The organism is Dyadobacter sp. OTU695 (assembly GCF_038440355.1).
Classification (GTDB): domain Bacteria; phylum Bacteroidota; class Bacteroidia; order Cytophagales; family Spirosomataceae; genus Dyadobacter.
Window position 1 is genome coordinate 61566 of the sequence record NZ_JASATN010000018.1, and the last position, 18425, is coordinate 79990.

Sequence of the window (18425 nt, forward strand, 5' to 3'; positions counted from 1 at the left end):
TAGATACTAATCCGATAGCTGAGGGAGAGGGGCCGGAGCAGTGCCGGCCGGGCCAATCCGGCTAGTGTCTGCCTTGACTTCGATCTGAAGTGTGCGGGAGATGATCGTGAGCACCGCATCCATATCGGCGCGGGACATTTTTCCCGTAAATCTCAGGTCTTGTCCACTGTTGCTTTCCATCACGATATCCGTGTGATAGAAGTCTTTCAATGTTTCAGCGACTTCCGAAAGCGGGGCGTCGTCAAAGAAAAACATATTATCTTTCCATGCCAGCGATGCGTCGGCATTGCCTTCTTTGACTTCCAGTTCTTTTGTTGATGCATTGAAGTAGGCCAGCTCGCCGGGTTTTAAATGGGCATTTTTGCCCTCACAATCAATTTCCAGTTCACCCGTTTCCAGGTATACACGCGTTTCGCCCCCGCGGCTTGTCACATTGAACGCCGTGCCTAGCACGCCAATTTCCAGCTTGTCGGGCATGTGGACGATGAACGATTTATAATCTTTGTTTTTGGTTATCTGAAAATAAGCTTCGCCTGATTCCAGCCTGACCTCGCGAGTCAGCCCCGTCCATTTTTTTGGATAGGTAAACTCGCTGTTCCGGTTCAATGTCACAATGGAACCGTCCGACAATTCTATTTTTTTCTCTTTATACTGATCAGTCTGAACGGTAATGTAATCGTCTTTTGCCAGATAGCTGATTGTCAGTAAATATCCGCTAATCAGTAAAAGGCCGACCGACGCAGCGTATTTCCAGAAATGTCTGCGTGGCAGCCAATTCTTTTCAGCATTTTCAGGCTCTTGCGACTTTCCGGCGATCTGTTCATCCAGGTAATCGTTCAGGACGTTGTCCAACACCCCTTCTTGGAGCAGTTGTGCAAAAACAGCAAGCTCTTCGGCGGTCGCCTCGTTTGCATAATATCTCTCGACAAGCCTCCGAAGTAATCTGGGATCAGTCATAGTTTTCGATTCTCAACTGTAAGACAGTTCCCGGCGGGCGGCAGGATCCCCCTGTTCTGAGAAATAATTAATATTTGGAGAAAGTTTATATTTTTGAGCGTTATTTTGCAATTTCGACTGAGTCGCAGCATAATGTTTGGTTTTGTCGCATATCACGCTAGAAAAAGTATTTGCTAATTGCTGTGCAGGAAGAGTAGAGTAAAGAATGAAACGCAATGCCGAGGTCTTTTTCAACCGCATTACGAAAGATCTTCATCGATCTCACCATGTGTTTCTTGATAATATTTCGCGAAACCCCCATTACCTGCGCAGCTTCGTCATAGGACATACCGTGCTGGCGGCAAAGCTGGAAAATACGCTGGCTTTGAGGTGTTAAAGTTTCGAAAACTGAAGTGATGAATTGTTTGTACTCGGTGGACTGGATCTCGTCTTCCAGATCATTGGTACGTTCATTGTAGGCGCTGACGAATGCACTCTGCATTTTCTCATCGGCGAGTATCTTTTTGAGGGTGTTGAGGCTGTGGTTTTTACCGACCGTGAGCAGATAGTACCTGAAAGAAAAGACATCCGCCAGCCTGGTGCGATCCTCCCAAATTTTGATAAAAATATCCTGGCAGGAGTCGTTTGTCTGATCCGCAGATTTCAGGATGTTGAATACAAAACGGTATAAAACCGGCTTGTAGCGATAGTAGAGCTCTGAAAAGGCTTTTTCGTCACCTTCTGAAACTCGCCTTACCAACGATCTTTCGTCGTAGTGGGGGGTCATGGTTTAGGATATTGTAAATGTCATCACATGTATGAATTCGATTTATACACAATCCATTAATCCCTGCGGCTGGACCAGTTACAAATAAGAGTTTGGCGATGCGCGGCGATAGAAAGAAAAGGCCAACTATTATTTTCTGTAACTAAATGTGGACTTAACAATTATACTTCGATTTTTAATTTTTGACAAATTTTGTATAAATATTATAGTTTATTATTGAATTAACACAAAATGGGTCCCGGGCAGCGGAAAAACCGTACCGCCCATCTTTCGGGATTGTTCTGGTCACAGGTCAGTTGTGAACATCATGACTCTCTACTCCGAGTTGGTTGACAAGTTTCGTCATTTTTGTAAGGGTTATGATTGGGTTATTGCCATTCGTCGCCAGCCAGGAAGTTCTTAAGTGGCAAAGGGCAAATTAGCCAATTGAGGTGATTGAAATGTATTTGTATGGAGCACGTCTTGTATTACAGAGAGCATATTATTTAACAGAAGACAAATCAATGAGTATTTTTTTAACGCGCGGTAGAGTCAATAAGGTAGCTTGCCGCTATTATACTCACCCTCAGTCTCATGTAATATTTAACTTCTTTGGTTCGAGCTAGCTTAGCTAGCAAAAATAATTTCGTCAGCGCGGTCGACAGGAAGAAGGTGAACATTCGAGATAATTATCCTGCTTTGAACTGCTATATTGTGAAGGCAACACCAGATTTGGTTTGAAGTTTGTCACCAAGATAAAAACAGTTACCGGCAAGTCCGGAGCTTTTAATAGTGCGCAATAATTACCTTATGTTTATGAATGTAACGTCTGTTTCCAATGTCTTTTCCACCCGTTCTAAATGGAATGCTGTGCCCCTTACCGCCCTTTTGGTCCTTATGGCATTAGCGGCCGATGCTCAGGTCGGCATCGGAACCACTATGCCGGACGCAAGCGCACAACTCGATGTGACGTCTGACAAAAAAGGCGTATTGGTTCCTCGCCTGACAACGGTACAGCGCACAGCTATCCTGACTCCCGCGGACGGTTTGCTGGTTTATGACACGGATGCAAAAGGTTTTTGGTATTTCAAAAACGGGACGGGCTGGGTAGCGATCAACAATGCGGCATTTACATTACCTTACTCCGGGTCCGGGAACGATGCGACCCCCTTGTTTTCAATTAAGAATCAGGGTGCTGGCCACGCCTTGGTCGCGATGACGGAAGGAGAGGGAAATGGCATTATCGCAAATGCTCTTGGCCACGGGAATGGAGTAGTAGCCACCGCATACGGCAATGGCCATGCCATTTTTGGCTCTAATTCATTCTCTGGAATAGGTGGCGTCGCACGGTTTGTCAACTTCAACACGTGGACTCCCAATCCGGTACTCTCCGTTTCCAACGCAGGTTTAGGGACGACCATATCAGCCGACCATACAGGAGCAGGCGGAGATCATGCGATTTTCCAAAACTTCGGTGTGAATGTAGTGCGCATCAGCAAAACAGGAGTAGGCTTTTTTAACGGAGGGACTCAAAACAGTGGCGCTGATATCGCGGAATCATTCGACGTACTCAGCGAAGTTTCTGATTATGAGCCAGGCGATGTTCTAAGTATCGCTACGTCCAGAGATCGCACCATTGAAAAAAGCGCCGGTGCCTATTCGGATCTGGTGCTAGGCGTGTATGCGACCAAGCCGGGCGTGTTGCTGACCGAAGAAAATATCGATAGCGATCTAACCGGAAAAGTGCCCATGGGTGTCGTCGGTGTGATTCCCACGAAGGTATGTGGGGAGGGCGGTATGATCCGGCGAGGTGATTTGCTGGTCACTTCGTCGATACCTGGCGTTGCGATGAAGGCCGATAAGGGCAGGGTACAGGCTGGTCAAGTTCTGGGTAAAGCCTTACAGAATTTCGATGGGAACGGCGTCGGTAAAATCAATGTGTTTGTCAACGTTAAATAAGGGCGCTGACTTATCAACAATATGGATAGGCGGGGAAGTGGAAAATGCGGTGCCGCAGACCGCGTGATTTCGTGACAAATTGACCGCCAGAACGCATATTAGGAATAGCCGCCAGAACGGTATATTGGTGTATGGGTATTGCGGCTGCGAGCACCTTTCACAAAAATATGGGAACGTTGCCTCACACATCCAACTTACTTGTGCCCTGACGCAACCCAGATTAGCTTATCTGCATCATAAGAGAAAATGGAAACAATGCTATATGAAAGAGTGCAGCCGAAATTTAAAGCGGTCGTCCGGATACTGATTGCCCTACTGGCGTCGGTAATAGGGTTCTACCCGGTTCTATATTTTGTGTCTGAAAGATTTGGAATTTTAGCAAACAAGGGCCCGGCAGTATTGGGAAGTATGATTTGGAATTCCGCATTCTATTTGCACATCAGCACCGGTGGGCTAGCACTCATGATTGGATGGGTTCAGTTCAACCACAGACTGAGAATAGCCAAACCGGGATTGCACCGCAATATCGGGAAAATATACACTGTGATGGCGCTGGTGAGCTCGTTGTCAGCCGGTTATATAGCATTTTATGCAGCCGGAGGCGTCATGGCAACAGCGGGGTTTCTCTGTCTTGCATTCGCCTGGTTTACAACTACGTTCAGCGGATACAAGTCAATTGTAAAAAGAGACATCGACAGGCACCGAAAAATGATGGTATACAGCTACGCGGCGTGTCTTGCCGCCGTTTCACTGCGAGTTCTTCTACCACTGCTGGTGTATATCCTTAATGATTTTGTTACAGCTTATATCATTGTTGCATGGGCGTGCTGGATACCGAATATGATTGTTGCTTACTTGATAGTCAGGAACCTCGGAGAACAGGTACAAACGAGTTCTTGAAGGGCAAAATCATCTAGGACTTCGTTGTTGTTTATCATCTTTGAATTGGCGAATTTTTAACGGACTGATTTTTGAAACCATACCAATCAGGCAGCGGCTATTAGAAAGCTTCCCGTCTAAATGGGCGTAGCATACTGCTGTCATGTGCCAATCCCTGCGATAAGGCGCTCACGTAGACTTCTTTATCAAACCGAGGTCAGCCAGTAAATATTCAAATAGCTATCCTGCTTCGGTCAGGCAAGTGTTTACGGTTGCGCTTGCTTACGAAGTTCATTGATAGAGGCCAGCCAGTCTTGATGGATAATGGCTCCTTTGGCAATAAGCAGCTCCATGATCTGCATATGCGCTGACCTGCGATGATGGGAAAGGCACCACAGGGTCTGGCCCAGCGCCGTGCCACCATAATCATTGGTGACTTCCATATCTGCGCCACGCTCCAACAGGATCTTGACCATTTGCAGCTGGCCCTCGTAGGCCGCTGCAAGCAATGGCGTGGTTCCATTGATATATATGTTGATGGGAATGCCCTGACCAAGCAAAAAAGCGGCTACTTCCCGGTGATCATATTGGCACGACCAGATCAGGCCCATAGCATGCTTTTCAGGACTGGCATTTGCGAAAAGCAGCTGGGCTTTTTGGAGGTCTCCCAATGCACAGGCCCCTTCAAAATCAACCCTGGCACCATGTCTGGCCAGGTAGTGAATCGGCTCGTACCTGCCATTATGTATACAGGCCAGTATGAGCATACCTTCGGTGTAATCAGGGGCGACGGCGTGGTCCGGGTCTGCCCCGTGACGGATTAAAACATCCATCAGCTCCTGTTGTACACCGGTGATAACCGGATGTACGCTGGTAGCCACCAGCCCAAGGGTGGAAGTGCCGCGGTACATATCTCCCCAGGCGTCAACCTCGGCTCCGGCTTCCAAAAGCAATTGGGCTATTTTTGCAGCATTGTAGGGTGTTTGTTGCCGCCAGGATTCAATGCCATTGGCCCCGACGTAATTCAGGAGCGTCGAATGGTGATTTCGCGGCGAGCGCATGTGGACCATTTCGGGAAATGCGGCCAGCAAGCCACGGAGTATATCGATATCACCATTTGCAATCGCTCCGGCGGCGGCTTCAAAGTAAACAGACCGGGAATTTGCCTCCGATAATTCGGCGCGGAATGCAGCATATTCTTGCCAGGTATCGAAGCAGTGGTGACAACAAATGATTTGCCTGGCATTGCTTTCAGCTAAATTCCCCGGCTGATAACCATTATCCCGGTACAGGTCAGGCAGCTGCTCAGGATGAGGAAAATTGTCAAGCAGGGAAGACAGTTCAATCTCGTCGCCAGCTTTGACAGCGGCATCGAGCATCGCTGTGGTAACTACCCGTTGTCCTGCCATGGGTTTTAGATTTTTGATACGAGGATGCTATCGGCGAGACAATGCCTTACGCAGATTGCGGGGGGGTGACTCAATGGATCCCCGGGCTCGTTAAGTTAATGGACTGTTTAAACGCAATTTATGAAAATTTGCATAGCGCTCGAACACGGGACCCGGCCATTTTTCGATATGGATTGGACGGTTACAGCAAACCCACGAATATCCACAACGTTTCATCGTTTGTTACCAGTAACAGCGCATTGGCCACCGGTACGCCCACCGACGAGTGGCTGGCCGTTGAAGGCTATAAGGTAGAAGCATCATCAATGGGTACAATTTGATGCGTAATGCGGAGACCATTTACAATTATCCCGGCCGGGAACTGACTTACGGGACTTTCGAACGCATTGATATTCAATATAACTGCGTGCTTAATAGCTAATCGTATTCCCGCGTCACCCTTCCGTAAATTGCGCAATGCGTTCATTACAAATGCGTTCCGTTAAATCTCTCAGCAGTTTTACACGATCGGATAAATAATCTAATTCTTCTTTTTCAATCTTGTAGTTCATATTGTATCTCGCATCGATGTATGCCTTTTGCAAGAGTTCAAACAGCCGCTTTTCTTCCGGTGTATTTTTCGGAAAAACCGTTCCAAAAGCAGAATGAAGTTTTTCAGCCTGATTGCCTAATTTCTCTATGTCGTGGATTTTTGGTTTGTAGTCGGTGAAGACGAGGAGAATAGCGGCATAATATCTTTCTGTTGATTGATGAAGTAGGAAAGCTGCTTTCTTAAAATGGCCCTTTTCCAAATCTGCATCTATATCCAGGAACTCATTCGCAGAACTAAACCAAGGTTCAAACTGCTCTTTTGCTTTTTTCTGTCTTTCCTCGGGATTCATATTTTTTGACTCAGATAATTTGCATTTTCCCGAATCAAAAAGCATAACTCCTTCTTTTAAAATATCGACGAAAAAATATTCATTCCGTTCAATTTTATCATTTACAAACCCAATGCTATGCTGGATGATGGTAACTCTTGTGTGCTCATCATTACCGTTAATGTATTTGTTTAGGTCCCACCACTTTTCGCCATCCTTGGCAGACTTCCTGTCTTTGGTAATGACAAGAATGTCATAATCGCTTACATACTCATAATTCTCCTGAAAATCTTCCACCCAATCGCCGCGCGCGTGGCTGCCAAAAAGGATGACCATTTCGGCGGGGACTTTTTCAACAATGATCTTGGTGAGTGTTTTTAGTTCTTCCTGTTTGTCTTCGGGGAGGTGGGAGAGGGTGGATTTCATGTGTGTGTGGGGGGGGGTGTTAGGCAATTAATTTTTGCCGGGTTTTTTGCAAATTTTTATGAGTTCTCTAATGAACGTCATTGGTTGAGCATTATTACAGAGATAAAATGGGTCATCTTTATTTGCTTCTGAATATCCCGTCTAGATTGCTATTTTCCATTTCACCATTTGAAGAGTACATCTTTAATAAAGATTCAACTATAAGTTTGTCCGCATAGTCACAGTTTGGGTGCAGTCGAACAATTATATTGTTCAAAATAGCGGTGTCAATATCAACATCTATAAACTTATGCTCGTTAGATAACCCGATACCCTGGTAACTCTTCATTTGTTCAATTCTATCTCCATTGAAAGATTGTAGGGGAGGAAGTGGAACTGACATCAAGAAAAATCGTGATTCATTCTGGAATTTCCAAATAGGATGTTTGAAGCGCAAAAGGTTGCAAATTGGCGTTACTTGAGTCTGATCATTGATTGTAGTAATAGACTTTGTTTTCAGCTTCGTATGGTTACTTGTGTAATTTACTTGAACATAAAATGAATCTTGCTCCCCAGTAAGGTTTCCAATAAAATAGTCATCAGTTCTAATTTTTTCAATCGGTAGGGGTGAAATAAAATCTTTCGTATATCCCCAGTATCCATAATCTCCCTTTTCTATGTAATGACTTTGAAAGAAGTAATTAGGGAATTCAAGTCTAATTCCTTTCATATCTGTGTATAGACTCCATAGGGATATGTTTTCTTCACTATCTTCGGTCCAACAAGAGACATAAAAAAGAGTTTTAAATTCGTCAGTTAGCCCATCAATTTCGCTCAAATCATCTAGCAAATCGAGTCTCGTAAATCTTATTTTCTTTGAATTTAAGATTAGAGCTAATGATTTTATCGTCGTGTAATGGTAAATTGACATTTGATATGTATTATAAATACCGGTGGAAATAGGCGAATCAATGCTCTATCTTAGGAAAATCTGTAAAATCATTAATATACTTCGTGAAATCTTGCCCGGAACATTCCGCTTTCCCTTTTGTGAAAGAAAAATAGAACGTAATATTTCCCCTAGATTCCGAACCTATTTTATTATTCTCAAAATGGTTGAGTAGATAATCCTGCCTAATGATAACTGGCTTCGACCACTCATCGTTATGCCTGACAATGAATACATAGTGAACCGGGATATTAGAAATATTCTGAAGATTTTTAACAGACACACTGAATTGGTCGCTGAAACTATCTTTTCGTGAGGTTGAAGTTGACGTTTTGACTTGTACTCGTCTTAATGTACCATTGTCGTCCTGAACCACAAATATGTCATCTCCGATATCAACTTCGGGAATAGCGACATTCCAGCCGAGCATCAAAAACTCAGACATAATTGCCAGATGCCCAGCCTTCCCGAGATATTGATTAAATTTTTTCGTCACGCGGTTTTACTTTGTGTAGTACGTTTCCAGTCTGAGTGTCAACGAACTGAATTTCGTCGAATTGATCAAGATCACTCTTATTTTCAACACCTAATAAAGCTGGATATATATGACTCTCCAGTTTCCCGGCATAAATTTCAAAATTGCTTTGTGTGTCATACCCAACGAAAATATTATTAGCAGGATGAGCATTAGGGAAAAGTTTCCTGATGAGCTCACGAATAGATGGCGAGATACTAAATGAATATCCATCCATTTGCTTGTTTACCTTTATTTTGATTGCGTCCATTGCCGAAAGTTTTACACTCAAAGATAGGAAATTAACTGGAATGAGGTTTGCACTCGCGCCCTACATCTTACCAAAAACCAACAACGGTACCGCCGGATGATACTAACACTAAGCCGATTTACTGGATAGAACATCTTTTCAAACAGGATCATATTTTAAACCAGATTCGTCGGGGCCGCCACATCCCACTTCCATTCCAAAATCTCAGGCATATCCTCCCCGTGCATTTCAATATAAGCCTTGTGGTCGATCAGCTTATCTCGGAGATATTGTTTGATATATGCGCCTTTTGCGCCGAGGTCGGGCAGGCGGTCGATCACGTCGCTCACCAGATGGAACCGGTCGAGGTCGTTGAGCACCACCATATCGAACGGTGTCGTGGTGGTCCCTTCGCCTTTGTAGCCGCGTACGTGGAGGTTTTTGTGGTTTGTCCGGCGGTAGGTGAGGCGGTGGATCAGTAGCGGGTAGCCGTGAAAGGCGAAAATAATGGGTTTGTCTTTGGTGAAAAGGATATCGAAATCCTTGTCGTTCAGACCGTGCGGATGCTCGCTTGCGGGTTGGAGCGTCATCAGGTCCACCACATTGATCACCCTCACTTTCAATTCCGGTAAGTGTTCTCTCAGGATTTGAACGGCGGCGATCGTTTCGAGTGTGGGCACATCTCCGGCGCAGGCCATCACCACATCGGGTTCGAAACCTTCGTCGTTGCTGGCCCATTTCCAGATCCCCAGACCGGCTGTGCAGTGTTTGACAGCCGCATCCATATCCAGCCATTGCATTTCGGGTTGTTTTCCGGCGACGATCACGTTGATATAGTCCCGGCTTCTGAGACAGTGATCGGTTACCGAAAGCAGCGTATTGGCATCCGGCGGGAGGTAAATGCGGACGATATCCGATGTTTTGTTCGCCACAACGTCCAGAAATCCCGGGTCCTGGTGGCTGTTTCCGTTATGGTCCTGCCTCCATACGTGCGAGGTAAGGAGGTAATTCAGCGAAGCGATCGGCTTGCGCCAGGGCAGGTTTCGGGTAACTTTCAGCCATTTCGCATGCTGGTTAAACATCGAATCCACAATGTGAATGAATGCTTCGTAGCAGGAAAACAGCCCGTGCCTGCCGGTGAGCAGGTAACCTTCCAGCCAGCCCTGACAAAGATGTTCGCTCAAAACCTCCATCACACGACCATCGGGGGAAATATGGTTGTCGCCCGGAATGATTTCCGCCGTGGAAGTCCGGTCGGTAATGTCGAACAGGTGAGAAAGCCGGTTGGAGGAGGTCTCATCCGGCCCGAATATCCGGAAATTCCGTTCGCGCCAGTTGGCTTTCATGATGTCCCTCAGAAATTCACCCATAACCGACGTCGCTTCGGCCTTACTGTTTCCAGGCGCCGGCACCGGCACGGCATGCGCGCGGAAATCAGGCATTTGTAAGTCAACGAGCAGCGAGCCGCCATTGGCACTCGGATTGGCGCCCATTCGCCTGTTCGCTTCCGGGGCGAGTTCGGCCAGTTCGCGAACGAGCTTTCCATTTTCATCGAAAAGCAATTCAGGATGATAGCTTTTCATCCAGGCTTCCAGCATTTGCACATGCTCGGGTTTCGTAGCGAGCTCGGCCAATGGAACCTGATGCGCGCGCCAGGTGCCTTCAATGGGCAGGCCGTCCACGGTTTTAGGGCCCGTCCAACCCTTGGGCGTGCGGAAAATGATCATCGGCCAGGCGGTTCGTTCCTTGAATCCATACACCCGCGCGTCGCTTTGAATTTGCCTGATTTCTTCCACGACAATATCCAAAGTCGAAGCCAGCAATTCGTGCATGGTATCCGGGTCGTCACCTTCCACGAAGTACGGATTATAGCCATACCCGCGGAAAAGCTGCTCTAATTCCGCTTTCGGAATCCGTGCCAGCACAGTAGGATTGGCAATTTTATAACCATTCAAATGCAGGATCGGAAGTACTGCGCCGTCATGGGCCGGGTTCAGGAATTTGTTGGAATGCCAGCTCGCGGCCAGCGCCCCGGTTTCGGCCTCCCCATCGCCCACGACACAGGCCGCGATCAGGTAAGGATTGTCAAAAACAGCCCCGAATGCGTGCACGAGCGAGTAACCGAGCTCGCCGCCTTCGTGGATGGAACCAGGCGTTTCCGGCGCCACGTGACTGGGAATGCCGCCGGGAAAGGAAAACTGTTTGAAAAGTTTCTCCATTCCCATTTCGTTCTCTGAAATGTCCGGGTAAACCTCGCTATACGTCCCTTCCAGATAGGTATTCGCTACCAGTCCGGGTCCGCCGTGGCCGGGGCCGGCGACGTAGATAATGTTCAGGTCGTACTGCTTGATGATGCGGTTCAGGTGGACGTAGATGAAGTTCAATCCGGGCGTCGTGCCCCAATGGCCTAGCAGGCGGGGCTTAATATGTTCGAGCGTCAATCGCTCTTTGAGCAACGGATTTCCGTACAGGTATATCTGGCCGACCGACAAATAGTTGGCCGCATGCCAGTAAGCATTCATTTTCCTTAACAGTTCTGGCGATAGGGTTTTTACCTCCGTATTAACATCTTCCATTTCCATAATCCTTATTGTTTAATAACTTAATTCAAAACCTGGCTGACGAGCCTTGCGATCATTAATTCTTCATTCGTAGCGATTACCCGAACAGTCACTTTGCCAGCGACGCCCGAGATAATTGCCCCATTTTTTTGATTTCGTTCTTCATCCAGGCCAATGCCCAGAAAGCCAAGATCCTCGCAAATCCGGCTGCGGACCTGCGGGATATTTTCACCAATACCACCCGAAAAAACGAGGGTATCAACGCCTCCCAGCACAGCAGCGAAAGAGCCGATGTGTTTTTTTATCTGATAGCAAAAAAGCGCGATTGCTTCTGCCGCGCGGTGATCGGTAGCTTGTAACTGCATTAATTCCTGCATGTCGGAACTTGTTTCAGACACACCCAGCAGTCCGGATTCGTGGTTGACCAGGTGGTTAAACTCTTTTGGGCTAAGCTTTTCAAATTGCATCATATACCAGGCAACACCCGGGTCCAAATCTCCGCTGCGGGTTCCCATCATCACGCCCGAGGCCGGGGTGAAGCCCATGCTGGTATCTAGGCATCGGCCTTCCTTTACAGCGGCCAGACTTGCCCCGTTGCCCAAATGAGCCAGTATAACCTTCGCGTTAGCAACCTCGCTGCCTGCCAGGCGTTCCAGTTCTTCCATCAGATATGCATAGGAAATGCCGTGAAAGCCGTACCTATGTAGACCCTTCCCGCTAAATCGACGGGGGATAGGCAACCGTTTTGCGACGGCGGGCATGTTTGAATGGAATGCAGTGTCAAAACAAGCGACTTGTTTTAATGCAGAATGGCGTTTGCTGAAAAGCTCGATCAGCTTGATCTCTTCCGGTAAATGCTCCGGATCATAAGGGCTGATCGTTTTAAGATAGGCTAATAATTCAGGCGTTATTTCCTGCGGCTTTGTCTGTTCCATCCCATGAACGATCCGGTGCCCGATGGCAGAAACCTGGGGAAATTCTTGCTGATTTTCCAGCCATTCTACGAGAAACTGTGCGGCATGTTCATAGGTGTTTTCCCCGACGTGCAGGTTTTTGGGCTTATCAGAAGTATTCGTAGTTAAAACAGGCTCAGTAGTATTGTTCCCAATGTTATGAAGCTTCCCTTTAAGTAATAATGTAAACGCCGCACCAGTCACCCGATAAAAGGCAAACCGAATGCTCGATGAGCCTCCATTGATGATAAGCAGTGATTTCTCCGTGTTCATATTGATCAAGCCTTTTCATCGGATCGTGTTTAATGCAAGCTACTATTATCGGGCCTGCAGAAGGGTGATCAAGATCATCTTTTGAAATGAGTATCAATACCATCTTTCCATGAGGTAGCACGCATTTTGCAACGAGTCGTTTAATACATGTTTTTGAATGAAAATCTATGTCGAAATCCTTGCAGGAAATAAGTGCGCCGCAATTGGCGGAAGAGCTTCAAACGGATATTACAAAAGGGCTTTCTAATGCGGAGGCGGCAGCAAGGAACGAGCGTTTGGGGCTTAATGAGCTGAACCAGGAAAAGCCTGAAGGCCTTTGGTCGATATTGCTGAGGCAGGTCAATAGCCTGATCGTGTGGATATTGGCGGCCGCGGCAATCGTGTCATTTTGGTTAGGGGACACCGTTGAAGGCTTCGCCGTGCTCGCCGTCATTGTCATCAATGCAGCAACGGGTTTCATATTGGAATACAACGCGCGCGAGTCCATGGAGGCGCTCCGCAAGCTCGACACCACGCCCGCGAGAGTGTTGAGGGATGGGCAAATTGACGAAATACCTTCTGAACTTGTCACAGAGGGCGATATTCTGGTGCTGGAAGCCGGTGATTTGATCCCGGCGGATGCCAACATCGTCCAGACCAACCAGCTGGAAGTCGATGAATCGACATTGACAGGTGAATCCGTCCCATCTGCCAAGCGTGTTGACCCGTCGGCCTCGGATGCGCCTTTGGGTGATCAGCATAACCGGTTATTTAAAGGAACCGCGATTACCAACGGGAATGCGAAAGCCATTGTTACCGGCATTGGGCAGGCAACCGAATTGGGCAAAATCGCGACGATGGTCCAACAAGCGAAACGCACCGCGACGCCGCTGGAAGCCAAACTCGATTCGCTTGCCAAAGTGCTGATCTGGATCACGATCGGTTTAGCGATGTTGTTTTTAGTAGTAGGGCTCATACGCGGTGCCGAAACCAAGCAATTGATAGAAACGGCCGTTGCGCTTGCCATTGCCGCCATACCGGAAGGGATGTCGGTGGTAGCCACGGTTGCGCTGGCTTACGGAATGCTCAGATTGGCGGAAAAGAAAGTGATTGTCAAAAGGCTTTCGGCAGTTGAAACGCTGGGAGGTACCAATGTTATTTTCACGGATAAAACGGGCACGCTTACTCAAAATAAGATCGAAGTGCGCCAACTTCACTTTCCAGCCGGTGATGTATCGGTGATCCTGCACCCGGATAAAAAAGGAAGTGAAGCTATGGAGCTAACAGGCGCAGAAACAGGGCTTTCCAGTTCCAAAGAATTCGCATTACTGGCGAGGATAGGAGCGCTAGCCAACAACGCCCAGCTGACTTCCAGTCACTCGGACAGGAAGCAAATAGGCGATCCGGTTGAAATTGCGTTACTGCGATTTGCCCAGGCAACAGGAATCGATTTGGAAGATTTAGGTTCTAGTTACATCAGAAAGGCAGAAGAAGCATTCAGCTCGGACACGCGCATTATGGCCACGCTGCACGAGTCGGCGGCGACCTATTATGTAGCTGCAAAAGGTGCTGTGGAGGAAGTGTCCGAACTTTGCCATTGGGAGAATGATGCCGACAGGAAAAACGAACTCGAAATTTCCGAGCGCATGGCTGCCGACGGATTGCGCACGCTGGCCTTTGCCTACCGCGAGTCAGCGCAAATGCCTTCCGCGGATTTTACCAGGGAAGAGAAGCTCACTTACCTCGGCCTCATTGGTTTCCTGGACCCGCCGCGTAAAGAAGTAACGCCAGCCCTGATGGCTTGCCATAATGCCGGTATTAAGGTAATTATGGTAACCGGCGATCACCCCGCGACTTCTTTGAACATTGCCAAACAAGTCAATCTCGTTCAGCCGGATGAGCAGCTGGTCTTAACAGGAAAGGATCTTCAGTCGTTTGATTTTTCTTCCAAAACCGATCAGGAAAAGATGCTGAAATGCCAGGTGTTCGCACGGGTAAACCCTGCTCAAAAACTGGATATGATCGATTTCTACCAAAAGCAGGGCGATATCGTCGGCATGACCGGCGACGGCGTGAATGATGCACCGGCGCTGAAAAAATCCGACATAGGCATTGCCATGGGACTGCGTGGTACAGCCGTGGCCGCAGAAGCAGCGGATATGATCTTAAAGGACGATTCTTTTACGTCTATCGTGAAAGCAATCGGCCAGGGGCGTGTTATTTTCGAGAATATCAGAAAGTTTATTGTCTTCCTGCTCTCGTGTAATATGAGCGAGATTTTCGTCGTCACTTTTGCAGGTTTTTTGAATGTAGGCAACCCGTTGCTGCCGTTGCAAATCCTTTTTATCAACATCGTCACAGATGTATTTCCGGCCCTTGCATTGGGAGTGGGCAAAGAGAATGATAAACTAATGCGGTTCCCGCCCAGAGATCCGAAAAAGCCGGTTCTCGAATTGAAAGACTGGCGCAGGATCGTTTACTACGCGCTGGTGATGACGGTCTGCGTTTTAGGGGTATTTTGGTTTGGAACAAGTCAGCTAGGGCTTAGCCATCAGGAAGGCAACACCGTCACTTTTTACGCCTTGTCGCTGGCGCAGTTGCTGCATGTTTTCAACCTGTATTCGGGAAAAGGAAAGTTTTTTGGCAATGAAATCACCCGAAACAAATTCATTTGGCAGGCACAGGCTTTGTGTGTTCTGATCCTGTTGGCAACGTATTATATCCCTTTTATTAAACAAATGCTCTCATTGCAGGATCTGGATAGGCAATCTCTGGGATTGATATTGGCGGCGGGGTTGTTTCCGCTTCTGATTATCCAGTCAGTAAGGTTTTTCTCCTCGGGAAAGGTACATAGGTCTCTATAAGTTTTAAGTAAAATGACTACTCCGTTCTGGGACACTTTCGAAATATTAGCCTAACACAGCCAGGTTTCCGCTATTTAATTTCATTAATGTTTCTTACTGTGACATTTGGCATTGTAAGAAATATATCCTGCATATACTTCCGATGATTAGCACCGGCGAGGACAACTACCTTGTTTAAGCCCAGGGCCCTTGCCCGATTTACAACATTGTCGCACATTCCTTTATTTCTCATTAGCCACCAATGTATTTTCGAAAGCATTTCCTCCTTAGGAAATGCTTCAATGTTATACATCTCGGGGACATAAAAGTCCCCCGAGGCAAAGATGGCTGATGCCTCGTCCGTATTAAACCATTCCGTTAAGTGTGTTGAGCTTTTTTCGATACCCGCGGTTTTTTCAAGCCCTTTCTCTCTTTTCGTGAGTAGTGCGTTAAATTCATTTGTATAAGCTGCGGCGGTGTCTTCGCTGAACTTTTTAAATTTCTGGTGGAACGCCGACGAAGATGCCATCCAATTCAAATCATAATCCTGGCAATCCATTGAAAGTAATTCTGGAATTTTCAGTTCCCGCATCACAGGAAATGCGATAAGTGCATATTCGGAAGTTTTCAGCCTTTTCATACTTCGCCCTGTTGTATCCAGGTGAGGGCTCAGCAGTTCATTGAAATAGTGCGCAAGTGCTGTATTGGGTGTTCGTTGAAGATGGTCGAATACTTGCCAGAATTGGTAATGGCCATTTGCAACATCCTGGTTAAGGTAGTATGCATGGGCTAAATCTGCCTTAATCCGATAGTCTGTTGGGTTCTGTATTGATCTTTTTACCAAACTATCAATGGTTTTTGGGAGCAAGTCTGTTGCTATATTTCGTTTTTTTCTTAGTGTTTCAAGCCTTTTAATATTGTCCTGTTTACACCAATAATCCATCACTAACCGCTCATCTTCCTTACTCAGGAACTCTCCAAAAAAGCCCGCTGGACCGAAATTTTTGATTTTGCGATAAATCGCTGAAAGGTCTTGTTGCTGATATTGGCTGTAATTATGAGATACGCCTATCAGAACAACCTCCACCCGTTGAGCAGACACGCTAATTGAGAGAAGTAGCATCAGAATAAAGGAATGTTTCATATATCCGTTGGTATTATAATGCGTTATCGAGTTATGCATGCAAATACTAAATATTTGTAATAAATGCCAATTATAAAAGACGCGGCATCGCCCCCCAATCAGTTCACCCATCTTTTTTGACGAAGCGTCCATTTTTAATCAACTCACGGTATCAATGCTGTATAGCATTGAAAGTGACATCATTGTTTTTTGTAGGTTTATATTCAGCTCCTTTATTACGATTTCTTGCCAAATGTTCATTTGATCCAGTGCCGGGCCATACTGGAAAAAGTTTGCAACTCGCGTCAGGAGCATCGGGTGCGCTAAGTTCCCGGGCAGCCACGCCGCCGGGGGATCAATCATGAAGCGCTATTTCAAGCGCCTTTTGCAGTTGCACATCTTTTTTTGCCAGTATCTCCCAAATGGAAGGGCTGACGGGATAATCGGGAATAATGCCCCGTCCCGGCTCAGTGCCGGGTGTCACGGCATTGGAATACCTGACGGTGGGGACCGCCACCCGGATGCCCGAATGCGGAAGGTCGACCCGGACGGTTCCCCCCGAGTTATTGCCTTCATAACCTCCACCGGTTTCCTCGCCGATAAAAATACCCCTTGCATTACTTCGGGCGATGGCGCAAAAATCGGCCGCAGTAGAAAATGTCCGCCCGTCAATTAGCATGTACACTTTTCCGCCGAAACTAATATTTGCCGGTTGCTGCACGGCCAATCCTGGATGATCCTCCGGGGTCATCACCGGCTTGGACTTGGATTGAAGCGTTGAGAAGTACCGGAATGGTTTACTGGTCAGGTAGGAATAAAGCATCGCCCCATACACGTCGTCACCACCGCCGTTTCCTCGCAAATCAATAAGTAGATGCTGAGTTTTTCGCTGCCCTATTTGCTCAAATGCGGTTTGCAGGAAAACGGGAAAATCCTGGCCAGCATTGGAAATCCGGTCTTTACTGAATGTCCGGATTGTCAACAAGGCGCTAGTGCTGTCGGTGAAGTTGATTTCGAGGGGTTTGGCGTTGTCTGCAGTTTGATAAGCTGGACATTGGGTATTTTCAAAATGCGTCGCCTTCAAAGTTACTTCCCGATGCTGTCCATCAGGCATTGTTAACTTGATTTTGAAATGCGTTTTTTCGCCATAAATGAAACTGTATAGAAACAGGAATGCGTCATTGTTCAGGGTGGCATTTTTCTTGGTCTGGATTTTGCCGTCCGAGGGCAGGTAATGAAACAACTTCTGACGAATCCGTTTAATAGGCTCACTGTCGATCGAAAGGATTTCTGATCCGACGGGTGCGTCGGCTTCTTTACTGCACAACACGAACGCCCGGTCACCGGTAAACCATAATTTGAGCGGAAACATGGGTACCAAAGCCGCATATTGTTCCATGAGCTCACCCGGTAGACTACCACTGGTGTGCCCGCATTCAATGGCTCCGACGGCAAAACGGACCAGGTTGCCGAATGCAATCAGGTCCATCGGCCCAACAATGCTCGTTTGGCAACTGTCCAGCATGTGGTCTACCAATTCCTGGGAGCGGTGACGATACAAATCCGGATGATTTTCGGTTAAGGCCGAGCGAAATCTTTGAAAATCCTCCCGAAGCTGAGATGTTTCCAGCGGACGGCGAAAATCCACTTGCTGTGTTATCTGCCCGGATGCATTACAGGTCGAAAGGAGCAGCGAAAGGGCAATAAGGAGCCTGTCCCATTGAATGGGGATTTTTGCGTATAGCATGAGCAGTTAATTTATAAAA

15 protein-coding genes are annotated in these 18425 nt (G+C 47.1%); 4 read left to right on the forward strand and 11 right to left on the reverse strand.

Annotated features, from left to right (window positions below):
* Positions 1-6: 6 nt before the first annotated feature.
* Complete coding sequence (locus AAHB90_RS25830) at positions 7-957, reverse strand: FecR family protein (RefSeq protein ID WP_342088120.1); 951 nt, start codon at positions 955-957, stop codon at positions 7-9.
* Between the two features lie 157 nt (positions 958-1114).
* Complete coding sequence (locus AAHB90_RS25835; RefSeq protein WP_342088121.1) at positions 1115-1723, reverse strand: RNA polymerase sigma factor; 609 nt, start codon at positions 1721-1723, stop codon at positions 1115-1117.
* Positions 1724-2518: 795 nt separating this feature from the next.
* On the opposite strand from AAHB90_RS25835, the gene AAHB90_RS25840 reads away from it, so the two are divergent.
* Positions 2519-3661: a hypothetical protein gene (locus AAHB90_RS25840; protein ID WP_342088122.1), complete on the forward strand. Its 1143-nt coding sequence runs from the start codon at positions 2519-2521 to the stop codon at positions 3659-3661.
* Between the two features lie 246 nt (positions 3662-3907).
* A complete protein-coding gene (locus AAHB90_RS25845) occupies positions 3908-4561 on the forward strand; it encodes a DUF2306 domain-containing protein (protein WP_342088123.1) in 654 nt (217 codons plus the stop codon).
* 245 nt (positions 4562-4806) lie between these two features.
* Here the strand turns inward: AAHB90_RS25845 and AAHB90_RS25850 are convergent, their stop codons facing one another.
* Positions 4807-5949, reverse strand: a complete 1143-nt coding sequence (locus tag AAHB90_RS25850; protein ID WP_342088124.1) for an ankyrin repeat domain-containing protein — start codon at positions 5947-5949, stop codon at positions 4807-4809.
* 128 nt (positions 5950-6077) lie between these two features.
* Between AAHB90_RS25850 and AAHB90_RS25855 the strand changes: the two genes are divergently transcribed.
* The gene (locus AAHB90_RS25855; protein WP_342088125.1) at positions 6078-6269 is read left to right on the forward strand and encodes a hypothetical protein; all 192 of its coding nucleotides are present in this window, start codon (positions 6078-6080) and stop codon (positions 6267-6269) included.
* Positions 6270-6383: 114 nt separating this feature from the next.
* On the opposite strand, the gene AAHB90_RS25860 is transcribed toward AAHB90_RS25855, so the two are convergent.
* The 6 genes from AAHB90_RS25860 to AAHB90_RS25885 form a co-directional block, all read right to left on the reverse strand.
* Positions 6384-7235, reverse strand: coding sequence for a HEPN domain-containing protein (locus AAHB90_RS25860; protein WP_342088126.1), 852 nt, complete (start codon positions 7233-7235; stop codon positions 6384-6386).
* 118 nt (positions 7236-7353) lie between these two features.
* Positions 7354-8145 (reverse strand): hypothetical protein, encoded by a 792-nt coding sequence (locus tag AAHB90_RS25865; RefSeq protein ID WP_342088127.1) that lies wholly within the window; start codon positions 8143-8145, stop codon positions 7354-7356.
* A 37-nt stretch (positions 8146-8182) separates the two neighbouring features.
* Positions 8183-8659: a hypothetical protein gene (locus tag AAHB90_RS25870; RefSeq protein ID WP_342088128.1), complete on the reverse strand. Its 477-nt coding sequence runs from the start codon at positions 8657-8659 to the stop codon at positions 8183-8185.
* Positions 8643-8948, reverse strand: coding sequence for a hypothetical protein (locus AAHB90_RS25875; RefSeq protein ID WP_342088129.1), 306 nt, complete (start codon positions 8946-8948; stop codon positions 8643-8645). Before AAHB90_RS25875 ends, AAHB90_RS25870 begins: the two co-directional genes overlap by 17 nt.
* A gap of 155 nt (positions 8949-9103) precedes the next feature.
* Positions 9104-11509 carry a phosphoketolase family protein gene (locus AAHB90_RS25880; RefSeq protein ID WP_342088130.1) on the reverse strand — a complete coding sequence of 802 codons (2406 nt, stop codon included), beginning with the start codon at positions 11507-11509 and terminating at the stop codon, positions 9104-9106.
* Positions 11510-11529: 20 nt separating this feature from the next.
* Positions 11530-12714, reverse strand: a complete 1185-nt coding sequence (locus AAHB90_RS25885) for an acetate/propionate family kinase (RefSeq protein WP_342088131.1) — start codon at positions 12712-12714, stop codon at positions 11530-11532.
* Between the two features lie 167 nt (positions 12715-12881).
* On the opposite strand from AAHB90_RS25885, the gene AAHB90_RS25890 reads away from it, so the two are divergent.
* Positions 12882-15557: a cation-translocating P-type ATPase gene (locus tag AAHB90_RS25890; protein ID WP_342088132.1), complete on the forward strand. Its 2676-nt coding sequence runs from the start codon at positions 12882-12884 to the stop codon at positions 15555-15557.
* Positions 15558-15627: 70 nt separating this feature from the next.
* Here the strand turns inward: AAHB90_RS25890 and AAHB90_RS25895 are convergent, their stop codons facing one another.
* Together AAHB90_RS25895 and AAHB90_RS25900 are read right to left on the reverse strand one after the other, a co-directional pair.
* Entirely contained in the window at positions 15628-16680 is a 1053-nt protein-coding gene (locus tag AAHB90_RS25895; RefSeq protein WP_342088133.1) for a DUF5694 domain-containing protein, read from the reverse strand.
* 334 nt (positions 16681-17014) lie between these two features.
* Positions 17015-18406 carry a S41 family peptidase gene (locus tag AAHB90_RS25900; protein ID WP_342088134.1) on the reverse strand — a complete coding sequence of 464 codons (1392 nt, stop codon included), beginning with the start codon at positions 18404-18406 and terminating at the stop codon, positions 17015-17017.
* Between the last annotated feature and the right edge of the window lie 19 nt (positions 18407-18425).